Origin of the sequence: Rhizobacter sp. (assembly GCF_031412075.1) — a bacterium.
In the GTDB taxonomy this organism is placed as follows: domain Bacteria; phylum Pseudomonadota; class Gammaproteobacteria; order Burkholderiales; family Burkholderiaceae_C; genus Rhizobacter.
In genome coordinates this window covers 1-12640 of record NZ_JANOCG010000160.1, presented here as the reverse complement: position 1 = coordinate 12640, position 12640 = coordinate 1, and the positions used below count along the sequence as shown (strand labels likewise).

At 65.2% G+C, this 12640-nt stretch carries 9 protein-coding genes; 5 read left to right on the top strand and 4 right to left on the bottom strand.

Annotation, left to right across the window (positions count from 1 at the left end):
* From RMO40_RS05715 to RMO40_RS05700, 4 genes are all read left to right on the top strand, one after another.
* The coding region (locus RMO40_RS05715; protein WP_309717553.1) for a respiratory nitrate reductase subunit gamma at window positions 1-313 on the top strand (313 nt) is incomplete at its 5' end.
* Window positions 314-325: 12 nt separating this feature from the next.
* Window positions 326-1156 (top strand): peptidylprolyl isomerase, encoded by an 831-nt coding sequence (locus RMO40_RS05710; protein WP_309717551.1) that lies wholly within the window; start codon window positions 326-328, stop codon window positions 1154-1156.
* Between the two features lie 9 nt (window positions 1157-1165).
* Window positions 1166-1885, top strand: coding sequence for a carbonic anhydrase (locus RMO40_RS05705; protein WP_309717548.1), 720 nt, complete (start codon window positions 1166-1168; stop codon window positions 1883-1885).
* Window positions 1886-1929: 44 nt separating this feature from the next.
* Window positions 1930-3162: a nitronate monooxygenase gene (locus RMO40_RS05700; protein ID WP_309717545.1), complete on the top strand. Its 1233-nt coding sequence runs from the start codon at window positions 1930-1932 to the stop codon at window positions 3160-3162.
* A 27-nt stretch (window positions 3163-3189) separates the two neighbouring features.
* Here the strand turns inward: RMO40_RS05700 and RMO40_RS05695 are convergent, their stop codons facing one another.
* Window positions 3190-3594: a ribonucleotide reductase subunit alpha gene (locus RMO40_RS05695; RefSeq protein ID WP_309717542.1), complete on the bottom strand. Its 405-nt coding sequence runs from the start codon at window positions 3592-3594 to the stop codon at window positions 3190-3192.
* A gap of 169 nt (window positions 3595-3763) precedes the next feature.
* Between RMO40_RS05695 and RMO40_RS05690 the strand changes: the two genes are divergently transcribed.
* Complete coding sequence (locus RMO40_RS05690) at window positions 3764-7807, top strand: LAGLIDADG family homing endonuclease (protein WP_309717539.1); 4044 nt, start codon at window positions 3764-3766, stop codon at window positions 7805-7807.
* Between the two features lie 233 nt (window positions 7808-8040).
* Here RMO40_RS05690 and RMO40_RS05685 read toward each other — a convergent pair whose 3' ends face one another.
* The 3 genes from RMO40_RS05685 to RMO40_RS05675 form a co-directional block, all read right to left on the bottom strand.
* On the bottom strand, window positions 8041-9930 hold the full coding sequence (locus RMO40_RS05685; RefSeq protein ID WP_309717536.1) for a TniQ family protein: 1890 nt from the start codon (window positions 9928-9930) through the stop codon (window positions 8041-8043).
* The gene (locus RMO40_RS05680) at window positions 9930-10901 is read right to left on the bottom strand and encodes a TniB family NTP-binding protein (protein WP_309717533.1); all 972 of its coding nucleotides are present in this window, start codon (window positions 10899-10901) and stop codon (window positions 9930-9932) included. The genes RMO40_RS05685 and RMO40_RS05680 overlap by 1 nt, the downstream gene beginning before the upstream one ends.
* Window positions 10902-10926: 25 nt before the next feature.
* On the bottom strand, window positions 10927-12640 hold a 1714-nt coding region (locus RMO40_RS05675; protein ID WP_309717530.1), incomplete at its 5' end, for a hypothetical protein.

Genomic DNA, 12640 nt, shown 5'->3' with positions numbered 1-12640 from the left:
GCTGATCACGCTGCCGTATTCCTTCGGCCACAAGGATGCAAGTGCGATGCTGATCCTGGCCGACTGGGCGCAAGGCATCGTGACCTTCCGCCCGCATGCCGAGGCACTCATCGCGCTCGACTGGCCCTACATGATCCACCTGATCCTGGGCATGACGATCTTCCTGCTGTTCCCGTTCAGCCGGCTGGTGCACGTGTGGAGCGGTTTTGCCACTGTGGCCTTCCTGTTTCGCCCGCACCAGGTGGTGCGCAGCCGGCGCCTGAACGTGCCCGCGGGTCACAACGAACCGCGTCGCCCTGACGCACGCGTCTGAAAGGGGCACCCCATGCTCAGCGAAACCGTCGACTTCAGCAGCTTCTCCACGAATCAAGCCACCCCGCAGACCGAGCCGCTCCGGGTGGCCCGCATCAACGGCGTGGCCTTGAACCAGGAGGCCGAATCCTTGTCGACCGAAGAATTGCGGCAGCGCGCATGCACCGAGCTGCTTCGCCAGGCCGCCATGCAGGCCGGCCTGCTCGAGGCGGCCGATGTGGCGCCGGGCGATGGGGTCATCAGCGAAGCCGCCTCGCAAGGCATCGAAGCCTTGCTGGAGCGGGAACTGCAGATGCCAGAGCCCTCTGACGAAGCCTGCCAGCGTCACCACGGCGCCAACCCCGCGCGCTACCGCACCGGTGAACGTGTGCGTGTGCGCCACGTGCTCTTCGCGGTGACGCCGGGGGTGGATGTGGTGAGCCTGCGAAACCGCGCCGAAGCCTGCCTGCTCGACGTGCGTTGCCACGACGGGGGCGCGAGCGACGGTTTTGGCAAGGCGGCTCGCGAGCTGTCCAACTGCCCAAGCGGCGCAGAAGGCGGCGAGCTGGGCTGGCTGCAACCCAGCGACTGTGCGCCCGAGTTTGCCAAGGAGCTGTTCGGCCATGTCGAGGTGGGTGTGTTGCCACGGCTGGTGCACAGCCGCTTTGGTCTGCACGTGGTCGAGGTGCTGGCGCGCGAGGGTGGGGCGGCACAAGCCTTCGAGACCGTTCGGGGTGCCGTGGCCATGGCCTTGCGCCAGCAGACCTATGTGACAGCCTTGCGCCAATACCTTCAACTGCTGGCCGGGCAGGCCGAGGTGGTGGGCGTGGAGTTGGACTCCGCCGAGACGCCCCTGGTGCAATGACGTAGCGCCATGCCCGACGACCTGCTGCAGCGCTTGCGCAGCTTCCACGAGCACACCTTCCCCGGTGTGCAGGACCAGTTTCAAGACCTGGTGCGCGAAGGCCAGCACCCGACGATTCTGTTCATCGGTTGCAGCGACTCGAGGCTGGTGCCCTACCTGCTGACAGGCACTGGCCCGGGTGAACTTTTCATCGTGCGCAACGTCGGCGCCTTCGTGCCCCCACACGATGGTTCGACGGGCTACCACGGCACCGCCGCCGCCATCGAATACGCGGTGCTGAACTTGAGCGTCGCCCACATCGTGGTGTGCGGCCACAGCCACTGCGGTGGCATTCGTGCGCTGTACGAAGGCGTGCCGCCGCAGGCCACCAACCTCGCCGCCTGGCTGGAACTCGCTCGCGAGGCGATGCTGCCAGTGCAGGTGACACCCGAGGCGCTGCGCCGCACCGAACAGCGTGCCGTGGTGCTGCAGCTGGAGCGCCTGATGGACTACCCGATGGTGCGCGAGCGTGTGATCGCCGGTGCGCTGGCCTTGCACGGCTGGCACTACGTGATCGAAGAGGGCGAGGTGCATGTGTTCGACGTGAAGAGCGGCAGTTTCGTCGCCGCCTCGCTGTCGGAGCACAGCGGCACCGGCCCGTTTCGCCCGCACGAGCCGGCGGACGACGGCCACGCCATCTTCAACGAGATCGACAGCCGCCACGCACCCGGCGCCGGGCAGAAAGTTTGATTCATCGCAAACCCACGTTCGGACTGCGTCGATAGGCTCCCGGCATGTCTGCACCCTTGAACCTGCGTCACGTCCACCCCGAACTCGCGTCGCTGCTGCTGCAAGGCGGCCTGGCTCCCTTGAATCTGGGCGGCCGCACGCTGCTGCCCATCGTGCAAGGCGGCATGGGCGTGGGGGTGTCGGCCCACAAGCTGGCCGGCAGCGTGGCGGCGCTGGGCGCCATGGGCACCATCTCGTCGGTGGACCTGCGCCGGCACCACCCCGACCTGATGGAGCGCACCCAGGGCCTGGCCGCCCGCGCAGGCCAAGACGATGACACCAAACAGGTCATCGACGCCGCCAACCTCGAAGCCCTGGAACGCGAGATTCGCGCCGCGCGCGAAGTTTCGCAGGGTCGCGGCCTGCTGGCCATCAACGTGATGCGTGCGGTGAGCGAATACGGCCCGTCGGTGAAACGTGCGCTCGAGTGCGGCATCGACGCCGTGGTGGTGGGCGCCGGTTTGCCGCTCGACCTGCCCGACCTGGCGCAAGAGCACCCCAAGGCGTTGCTGATCCCGATCTTGTCTGACGCGCGCGGCGTGCAGCTGCTGGTGAAAAAGTGGGAGCGCAAGAAGCGCGTGCCCGATGCCATCGTGATCGAGCACCCCGGATTGGCCGGTGGTCACCTGGGCGCCGCAAAAATCACCGACCTGAACGACCCGCGTTTCAATTTCGAGAACGTGTTGCCGCAGGCGCTCGCCTTCCTGCGCTCGGCCGGCATCGAGCGCGAGGTGCCGCTGATCGCCGCCGGCGGCGTGCGAAGCCATGCCGACATTGCCCGCCTGCAAGCGTTGGGCGCGGCCGGTGTGCAGCTCGGCACCCCGTTTGCAGTCACACACGAATGCGACGCCCACATCGAGTTCAAGCGTGTGCTGGCCAGCGCGCGTGAAGAAGAGATGGTGGAGTTCACCAGCGTCGCCGGTTTGCCGGCGCGTGCCGTGGCCACACCCTGGCTGCGCGCCTACCTGAAGATCGAACACAAGCTGCAGGCTGTGGCCCACGTTAAGAGCCGCTGCACCAAGGCCTTTGACTGCCTGGCCCAGTGCGGGCTGCGTGACGGCCTGGCCGGTTGGGGGCAGTTTTGCATCGACAACCAGCTGGCCGCCGCCCTGCGCGGTGACGTGAAGAAGGGGCTTTTTTTCCGCGGCGTGGGTGCCTTGCCCTTTGGTGACCAGATCTGCAGCGCGCGCGAGCTGATGGAGCGCCTGCTGTTGCCGCCAGCAGCGGCCGCCACTTGATCGGGTGGCCGAGCAGGCGGGCCTGACTCAGTGCAGATTGACCGGCCGCCCCTCGCGGTTGAAGGGCATGTAGGCGGCCACCTGGCCGGCCTTGATGGCCTCGACCATGCGCTGCAAGGGCGCTTCGGCCTGCGCGCTGCTGGGCGTGGCACCCGCCTGGCCCGACAGGCCCGCCACGAACACGATGGCCCACGGCTGCCCGAACTGGGCCGACTCGTGGACCAGCGCCTTGAAGCTCGTCAGCTCATCGGGGGTCTTGTCGGCACACATCAGCGGCGCCAGCGCACCGCCGGCGCCCTGGGCAAAGGCGGCGCGTTGCGCCGGCGTTGCATCGTCGGGCAGCTCGGCGCTGGCAAACACGAACAACAGCCGTTGTGGCTGGGCCTGTTGGCGTGCGGCACTGAGCAGGTCTTCGAAACTGTCGATGTTCATGGGTCGCGCTCGGTATGGAGGGGGCTGAGCCGACCTTAAGCACTTGCCGCAGTCAGGGGTTTGCGCTGCGTCAAGCCCCGGCCTTGCGTCACAGTGCACTGATTCAAGTCAAAGACAGCATGCGTGGCCGCGTCGTAAGGTGCGCCACCCCATCGAGGAGCCCTCCACCATGCAAGACACCCCCGTCACCCAGCCGAACACCCTGGCCACTCTGCCTGCACAAGACATCAGCGCCGAGGTGCTGATCGAAAAGTACGCCAAGGGCGATGAACGTTCGGCCGAGGCGGTCAACCAGCGTGTCGCCCGCGCATTGGCGCAGGCTGAGCAGCCTGCCCAACGCGCGTTGTGGGAAGAGCGTTTTGCCCAAGCGCTGCGCCACGGGTTTGTGCCGGCGGGGCGCATCCAGTCGGCAGCGGGCACCGAGCTGTCGGCCACTCTGATCAACTGCTTCGTGCAGCCGGTGGGCGACTCCATCGCACACGTCGACGACGGCCACCCCGGCATCTACATCGCGCTCACCGAAGCGGCCGAGACCATGCGCCGCGGTGGCGGTGTGGGCTACGACTTCTCGCGCATTCGCCCGCGCGGTGCGTGGGTGGGCAGCACGCAGAGCAGCGCCTCCGGTCCGGTCAGCTACATGCGGGTGTTCGACCGCTCCTGCGAAACGGTCGAGAGCGCCGGCGCCCGGCGCGGTGCACAAATGGGCGTGCTGCGCTGCGACCACCCCGACATCGAAGAATTCATCCACGCCAAGGACAGCGGCGATTTGAAAAACTTCAACCTCTCGGTCGGCGTGACCGACGCCTTCATGGAGGCCGTGCAGTCCGACACCGAGGTCGAGCTGGTGCACCGTGCCGAGCCCGGCCTGGCGCAAAAGGCGGCCGGCGCCTACCTGCAAGGCGGGCAGTGGGTCTACCGCAAGCTCAAAGCCCGTGAGCTGTGGGACCAGGTCATGCGCTCGACCTACGACCACGCCGAGCCCGGCGTGCTCTTTCTCGACCACATCAACAGCGACAACAACCTCTCGTACTGCGAAACCATCGCCAGCACCAACCCGTGTGTGACGGCCGACACATGGGTCATGACGACCGAAGGCCCACGCCAGGTGAGCGCGCTGATCGGGCTCGCCTTTTCCGCGGTGGTGGACGGTAAGGCTTACCCCACGGAATCAGCAGGATTTTTTCCAACCGGAACCAAACCAGTCTGGCGGCTATTGACCCGCGAGGGCCATGAACTGAAGCTGACCGCCGATCATTTGGTACGCCGGGTGAAACGCCGAACGCGCTACTCGATTGAAGCCGAGTGGGTGGCCGCAGGGCAGTTGGCTGTAGGCGACGAACTCGTGCTGCACGACCACCGCGAACTGGGCGGCTGGGACGGCCCGCACTCCGAGGCCGAGGGGTATCTGATCGGTCTGTTGATCGGCGATGGCACGCTCAAGAGGGAGAAGGCGGTGTTGTCGGTTTGGGCGCCCGAACTCAAACTGGCGGCGAACGCCGGTGTCGCCGTCAACGCTGCCAACCACGATTTGCCTGCGCACGACAGCGCCAGTGCCGTGATGCAGGCGGCTCACGCAGCCGCACAGACATTGCCGCACCGAGCCGATTTCCGAGGCTGGCAACGCCAGATCGAAGCTCGCGGGGAGTTTCGGCTCGCATCGGTCCCGCTGCGTGACTTGGCGTTCAAGCTCGGCATGTCGCCCGGGCACAAGCAGGTCACGGCGGCCATGGAGCAAGCTTCTTCAGACTTTTGCGTCGGCCTGCTGCGCGGGCTGTTTGATGCCGACGGCTCAGTGCAAGGCAGCCAAAGCAAGGGCGTGAGCGTGCGTCTGACGCAAGCTGATGAAGGGATGTTGCGAAACGTGCAGCGCATGCTGCTGCGCTTGGGCGTCGTCGCCACGCTTAACCGTGAGCGCCGACCAGCCGGACCGCGACCATTGCCCGATGGCCAGGGTGGTCAGCGAGAGTATGAAACCCGCACCCTGCATGAGCTTGTGATCAGTGGAGAGAACTTGCGCCGCTACGCGGACTTGGTAGGGTTTGAAGACAGCGACAAGGTGGCTCGGCTTGACGAAGCGCTCGGCGCCTATCGACGCACGCTGAACCGAGAGCGCTTCGTGGCAACGCTGGAGTCGCTGGAGCCTTTTGGCGAAGAGCCGGTTTTCGATGTCACCGTGAGCGACGTACATGCTTTCGATGCCAATGGCCTGGTGGTGCACAACTGCGCCGAGCAGCCCCTGCCGGCCTACGGCTGCTGCTGCCTCGGCTCGATCAACCTCACACGTTTCATCAGCGACCCTTTCGAGCCCAGCGCGCGCTTCGACGAAGAGGGGTTTGCCAAGGTGGCCAAGGCGGCGGTGCGCATGCTCGACAACGTGCTCGACGTGACCGTCTGGCCGCTGCCGCAGCAGCAGGAAGAAGCACGCAACAAGCGCCGCGTGGGCCTGGGCTTCACCGGCCTGGGTGACGCGCTGATCATGCTCAACCTGCGCTACGACACGCCCGAGGCGCGCAGCATGGCGCGGCGCATCTCCGAGCTGATGCGCGACGCGGCTTACGACGCGTCGATCGACCTGGCGCAGGAGCGCGGTGCCTTCCCGCTCTTCAACGCCGACCTGTACCTGAGCAGCGGCACCTTCGCCTCGCGCCTGCCGCAGCGCCTGCGCGAGCGCATCCGCGCCCACGGCCTGCGCAACTCGCACCTGCTGTCGATCGCGCCCACCGGCACCATCAGCCTGGCCTTTGCCGACAACGCGAGCAACGGCATCGAGCCCGCCTTCAGCTGGAGCTACACCCGCAAGAAGCGCATGCCCGATGGCGGCTTCAAGGAGTACGCCGTCGAAGACCACGCCTGGCGCTTGTACCGCCACCTGAAGGGCGCCAGCACACCGCTCACGCACGCCTTCGTGACCGCACTGGAAATGAGCGCGCTCGACCACGAAGCCATGGTCGCCGCCGTGGCGCCGTGCATCGACACCGCCATCTCCAAGACCGTCAACGTGCCGGTCGACTACCCCTACGCCGACTTTCAAAGCCTTTACATGAAGGCCTGGCAATCGGGCCTGAAGGGCCTCGCCACCTACCGGCCCAATGCCGTGCTGGGCTCGGTGCTGAGCACCACCCCCACGGCAAATGCCACGGTGATGAAGCTCAACGACGCCAACCAGCGCCTCGCACTCGAACGCCTGCCCGCGCCCGTGCTCTCGTCATTGCGCTGGCCGGGCCGGCCCGAGCTGCCGGGGGGCAATGCCGCCTGGACCTTCATGGTTCACCACCCCTTCGGCGAGTTCGCCTTGTTCGTCGGCGAGCTGGCGGGCGATGACGGTGTGCCCAAGCCCTTCGAGGTGTGGATCAACGGCGCCGAGCAGCCGCGCGGCCTGGGTGCATTGGCCAAGACCTTGTCGATGGACCTGCGCGCCAACGACCCGGCCTGGCTGCAGCTCAAGCTCGACGTGCTCGCCACCGTGGCCGAAGAGCGGGCCTTCGAGATGCCGTTCCCGCCGAGCGGCGAGCGGCGCTTGTTCCCAGGCGTGGTGGCGGCCACCGCGGCCGTGATTCGCTGGCGCTGCGAGCAGCTCAAGGCCCTGCCGCGCGAGGGCCGCAACGGCCTCACGCCGGTGATCGACGCCATGTTTGCGCGCGATGAGCCACTCACCGGCCCCTCGGGCACGCTGGCCTGGGCGGTCGACGTGGACAACCCCGCCACCGGCGAAAACTTCACCCTCACGCTGAAGGAGGTGACGCTGCCCGGCCCCGACGGTGTGGCCGTCACACGCCCCTGTGCGGTCGGTTTCTCGGGCAACTACCCGCGTGCGCTCGACGGCCTGGCACGTGTGCTCTCGCTCGACATGCGGGTGGTCGACCCGGCCTGGATCGGCATGAAGCTGCGCAAGCTGCTCAACTACGCCGAGCCGCTGGGCCACTTCATGGCCTTCGTGCCCGGCCTGCCGCACGGCGAGCGTCGCCAGCAGACCTGGCCCTCGACCGTGGCCTACCTCGCGCGGCTGATCATCCACCGCTACGCGATGCTGGGCGTGCTGACCGAAGAGGGCTTCCCGGTGCGCGACATGGGCGTGCTCGAAGCCCCCGAAGACGCCGCTGCCGGCCCGGTGCTCACCGGCAAGATCTGCCCCGAGTGCGGCAACCCCAACGTGATCCACAAGGACGGCTGCGACTTCTGCACCGCCTGCGGGTATGTGGGGCAGTGCGGGTAAGGGCGGCTCTCGGTTTCCCGACACTGTGGGATACACCATAAAGTGGGAATCTGACGGCATTGCGTGGGGCTTTTGGACGGCAATTGGCGAGTCCTTCGCTGAGGCCTAGCCCGCCATGACGTCGGGGAACGCCAACGGGGATTCCGCGCTTGCTTTCGAAATGGAGAACAGTAGGACCCCCTGCTTTCGCGGAGAGCCCGTGCTTTGAATGCGGCCTTCCGCGAATCGCGAAGTCACCCGCCACGCGCCGCGGTCACACTCCCATAGAGACGGGCCGAGAGCTTCATCGCGGCCTCTTTGGGGGCATAGTCGACAGGCCCATGCGGGCTCATGACCCGGACTGTCTCGACGCCGTTCTCCCGGCACTGTGCTGCAAACCTTTCGCCCTGCTTCAAAGAGTGCAGGAGCCGACTCAAGCGGACGTAGTTGTTCTTGAACGCTTCGACGTCCGACATGGAAAAGAACACGCGATCGTCCTCAAAGGTCGGACTCAACTTGCCGGCGACCGCCAGCTGGATGACGCCCATCGGGCTCACGACAAGGGCTTGCGACACCCGACCGATTCCGCTGCGGCCGACGGCGAACTCGTTTTGAAGGGCGAGCACGACCGATGTTTCAACCGTCGCATTCAACGTCGGGGCTGTCGACACGTCGAACGTTTTCACTTCGCCGCGCATCAGCCTGCGAATCAACTCGGACTTCCATTCGATACTTTGACACTTCGAGGTGCCCCGAAATGCGGAGCAGATGTCCGTGGTTGCGACACCGGGAGGACGCTTGGTCACGCGGATCTGGCACCACTGCTGAGTGAGCGCCTTCAAGTCTTGCATGGCCATGAAGCCCAATCCCGGGCCCTTGTACTGCGCAGGCAGGGTACCCGACTTCTTCAGGTTGGAGAGCGTGCCCACGGGCCAGCCCGTGATCATCCCCAGTTCGGGCCGACCGATCATTTGATCGCGTATCAGGTTTGGGGTCAGCGAGTCCGTTTTGACTAAGATGCGCGTGGTCGTCCCGGACTCTTCCGTCTTCGTTTCGAGTGATCCGGAGGCCAACAGTTTGTGGAACGTCCGGTGGTCCATCTTGAGAATTGCAGCTGCGGCTATAACGGTCACCCAGCCTTGGTCCGCCGGAATGCCGCTTCGACGCACGTTGCGGGGTGCGATTGCGTAGAGGGTCGAGCGTGAGCCGATGCATCGTGCCATCTCTTCCGACAAAAAATTGCGGATCGTCTCTGACGCCCGGCGAGACCAGCGCTTGTACCGGTCTAGCTCGATCACCATCACATCGGTGAGGTCCAGTTCCCCATAGTGTCTCGCTGAGGCTCGTGTGACAGACAAGCGATCCTCAGCAAATGATTCGAACGCAGCGTGTAGCGCGCCAGGCCACGCTCGCAATGCGGTGCCCACCGCCTCGTAGTGCTGTGCGAGCTCGCAGGTCGGGAAGTCACGGGGGGCCACGAGCGACAGTCGCGCCATTTCTGACAGAGCGCCCACCATCTCCTGCAGCGGTGTTTGCGCGAACGCGTCGAGGAGGCCTTTTGGCGGGCGATCCGCGGCGCTCCATGCGTCGGGACTTCGGAACAAGGACGTTTCAACGGCGGCACTCGTGAAGACCACCCCGTCTGCGGCGGGAAGTGTCGGAGTCGTCCGCAGGTCCGCGCCGCAGCGGCAGGTTGTGACGGATGGCCTGATCCAACTCAGCCGCCTCGTGCAAGCGTGGCAATGCTCGACCAGCATCACGCGATGCGTAGGACATGCCAGCACGGACTGCAAATCCCACGCGGCCAGCGCCACTGGGTTCTCGGCAATGCAATGGGGGCACACCCAGGGAATTCGATTGCGCACCAATTTGCGGGAGATGCTGTGGCCACGAAACATGACCTGTGCCGACAGGAACGTCGATGCGCTGCAGGCAATTTCGTCAAGCACCTCCATCGGCAGTCCCGTCAGCTTGCGCATCTTCTCGCTATTGAAGTGCAGGACCGCCATGTTCGACTGCGACATTCCGGCGACGCGGAACATGTGCCACGGCGAGCTCAGGTGGTTGTGGTTGGCCAGACGCAGCGCGAATCCCATGCAGCTTTCGCGTGCCTCGGGGTGGACGACTCGAAGCAGCTTGTTCATCAAGCCTCCCCCGTCTTGCCGGCTTTGCGACGCGGCTTGTCCGATGGTTCAGCATCGATGTCGCGTCGTTCGCCGATGCGCGCGGCAATGGGCAGTCCCGTGACCTTGTCCTTGAGATCGAACTTCGAATCAAAGGGAAACACCCGCGGACCTCGGTAGTACACGGCTGCTGCATGCGCCTCGTGGAAATCGTTGAGCGTGGCCTTCATCTTGTTGTTGCGCTGCAGATGCGTCAGCAACTTGCGGAAGATCTTGTGCACGTAGCCGATCAGCCCGCCGCTCGCCACCCACCAGCGGAAGCAGGCGTCTTCGTCGTCAAACGCGGGCATCTTGATGCTCCCAAGTCCGGAGCCGAAGGCGCCCACCACGCCCATGAATTCAGCGCGCGATTCAGGGTCGTTCCAGTCGAAGCGGGGAAGATGCACGGCTGGAAGGCAACGACCTTCGAGCTGTTCGTTGGAGGACAGCACGTCTGCCGTGCGCTCCAAGCCGGCCGCAATGATGGTGACCTGGGCCTCGTCCAACAGGACCTTGAACAAGTCGGCCACCGCGTAGTTGATCGCGCCGCGCGTCGAGACGCAGTGCTGGAACTCGTCGGCGATGAGGTACTTGATGCCGAGGTCGCGCAGCAAGCCGATCAGTCGGATTTGCATCTTGTCATCGGTTCCGCAGTCCCACATTGGATCTCCGAGCGCCTCCAGGATCTTCATGAGCATGGCCTTCTTGCGTTCGGACCGCGGCAGCGACGTTCGGATCAGACACCTGGGCTCCGAGCCATACGCGTTGAGGATGTACTCGAGCAGGCGCGTCTTGCCGGCGCGTGAAGGTCCGATCAGCGGAAGAATGGACTTGTCCGCATAGTGGTCGGCCTCGTCCAGCGCCTCCAGAACGGCCTGACGCGCGTTGACGAAGGGCGCATGGGGGATGATGAGCTGGTTGAGGGTTTCAAAGACTTGAATGTCGAATGGCATGGTGTGACTCCTGGAAGTGGTTGGATCAGAGATTTGCCGCGCGGCGCGGCGACGTTTCGAACTGAAGCTTTCGTGGCTGGGTCGCGGCCGGTGGCGGTGACGCATCCGGCGGGGCGACGGGTGCAGGCGAGGGCGCTTTCGGGCCCCCGTTTCCCGGGGTCGGCTGGTTGGCAGGCGCCGCCTTAAAGGCCTCGGATGCAGCCGAAAGAAAGCGGGCTGCGGCCTTCTTCGCGGCGGAGCGGACCTTTGCCAGGGCGTGCAGGAACCCTTCCCGAATGCGGTGCTTCGCATCCGCCAGCGCGATCACATCAACACGACCGCTGTGGTGTTTGGAGGCGTAGCGAACGCACTGGGTGTGCTGCCAGGGGGTCAGGCCATTGGCGTAGTCGCTGTAGCGCTGGATCACCGGCACCCGCACGAACCGTTGCGAGATCGGATCGTTCACATAGATGTACCCGACGTCATCGGCGGGCCGACCAACGTCGAGTTCGAGGCGGCCGTTAGACGCCGAGATGATGCGCAGGACCTCGGGCGAGTTGTAGAACAGGTGGTCCAGCTCCACGCCCTTGTGCGTCAGCGTGCGGGTAAAGCGAACTGAGAGCGCCTGGTCCAGCTCGACCGCCGATGTGGGCAGCGGAATCTCCCGGTGCTGCATCTCGCGCGTCCACGACTCATGCGGCGTCATGCCCAGGCTGCGGTGTCGCCTCTGGTGGTAGTAGTCGACGATCCAGATGTGGATGATCCGGTGCAGGTCTTCCAGCGTGATGCAGGCCTTGCTGGCGCTGTTGTAGTCGCCGCGTTCGATGAGGTCCTCGAACAGCGTCCCCGGCTGCCCGTGTGCAACCCCGCGGTTGATGCTGCCCTGCAAGCGTTCGATGATCCCCTTCATCCACGGTGTGCGCACTTCGCAGAAGTCGAGGTCTATGCCATAGCGGCTGGCCAGGTCGTACAAGCCGTTGGAGTGGAAGTCGGCCCCGTTGTCGAGCCCCAGGGTGTCCATAAGGCCGAAGAACGGCCAATCGTTCTGGAGCTCAGGGTATTGGGCCTCCAGGTAGGTCTTGGGAAGGATCGCGTGTCGCATGCAGCGCATCACCGACAAGTAGCTCGGCGGCTCGAACGAAAGCGCGTAGCCGAGGATGACCCGATGGGCCACGTCGACGATCAAGGTGAGCCACGGACGGCCCAGCGGAAGGAAACTGCGGTCATCGATGACCAGCACGTTCATTGGCGTGTGATCGATCTCCGCGCGGCGGAGACCTTCGGTGACCATGTTGCCCTTGAGCACGAGCCGGTACTTGTGCCTCGCGTAGTGAGCCCCGTACCGTGCCGTGCAAATGTCGATGGGATCTCGTTTGCGCAGAAGCGAGCGGACCATCCGACCGGTGGGCAGCGGCAGGTGCTCGTGCTTTGACCTCAGCTTGTTCGCTTTCGCGACCCGGCTGATGGCCTCATCCGTCGTGTCCTGAAGGGTCGGCCGCTCGGGCTGGAGGAAGACATCGTCGATCGCGCCGTCGACGATTTGGGCCAGTTCATCCGAGAAGCGGGGATTTCGGTTGCCCCGGTTCTTGTGGCGCGGAAGCAGCGCCGCGATGTCGCGGTCGCCTCGGATGTAGAGCGTCTCCCAGCGGTCGGTCGTGGAGACGGACGGGGGCGACTTGAAAAGACGATGAGGCGGCTCATCCTCTTTGAGGGCAGCCTCCCGCTCCCGGTGCGCCACCTTGGCGATGACTTCCCGCCGT

Excerpts from the sequence above, each read along its gene's own strand:
- RMO40_RS05710 (WP_309717551.1), top strand. The coding sequence starts at position 326 with ATGCTCAGCGAAACCGTCGACTTCAGCAGCTTCTCCACGAATCAAGCC.
- RMO40_RS05705 (WP_309717548.1), top strand. The coding sequence starts at position 1,166 with ATGCCCGACGACCTGCTGCAGCGCTTGCGCAGCTTCCACGAGCACACC.
- RMO40_RS05700 (WP_309717545.1), top strand. The coding sequence starts at position 1,930 with ATGTCTGCACCCTTGAACCTGCGTCACGTCCACCCCGAACTCGCGTCG.
- RMO40_RS05695 (WP_309717542.1), bottom strand. The coding sequence starts at position 3,594 with ATGAACATCGACAGTTTCGAAGACCTGCTCAGTGCCGCACGCCAACAG.
- RMO40_RS05690 (WP_309717539.1), top strand. The coding sequence starts at position 3,764 with ATGCAAGACACCCCCGTCACCCAGCCGAACACCCTGGCCACTCTGCCT.
- RMO40_RS05685 (WP_309717536.1), bottom strand. The coding sequence starts at position 9,930 with ATGAACAAGCTGCTTCGAGTCGTCCACCCCGAGGCACGCGAAAGCTGC.
- RMO40_RS05680 (WP_309717533.1), bottom strand. The coding sequence starts at position 10,901 with ATGCCATTCGACATTCAAGTCTTTGAAACCCTCAACCAGCTCATCATC.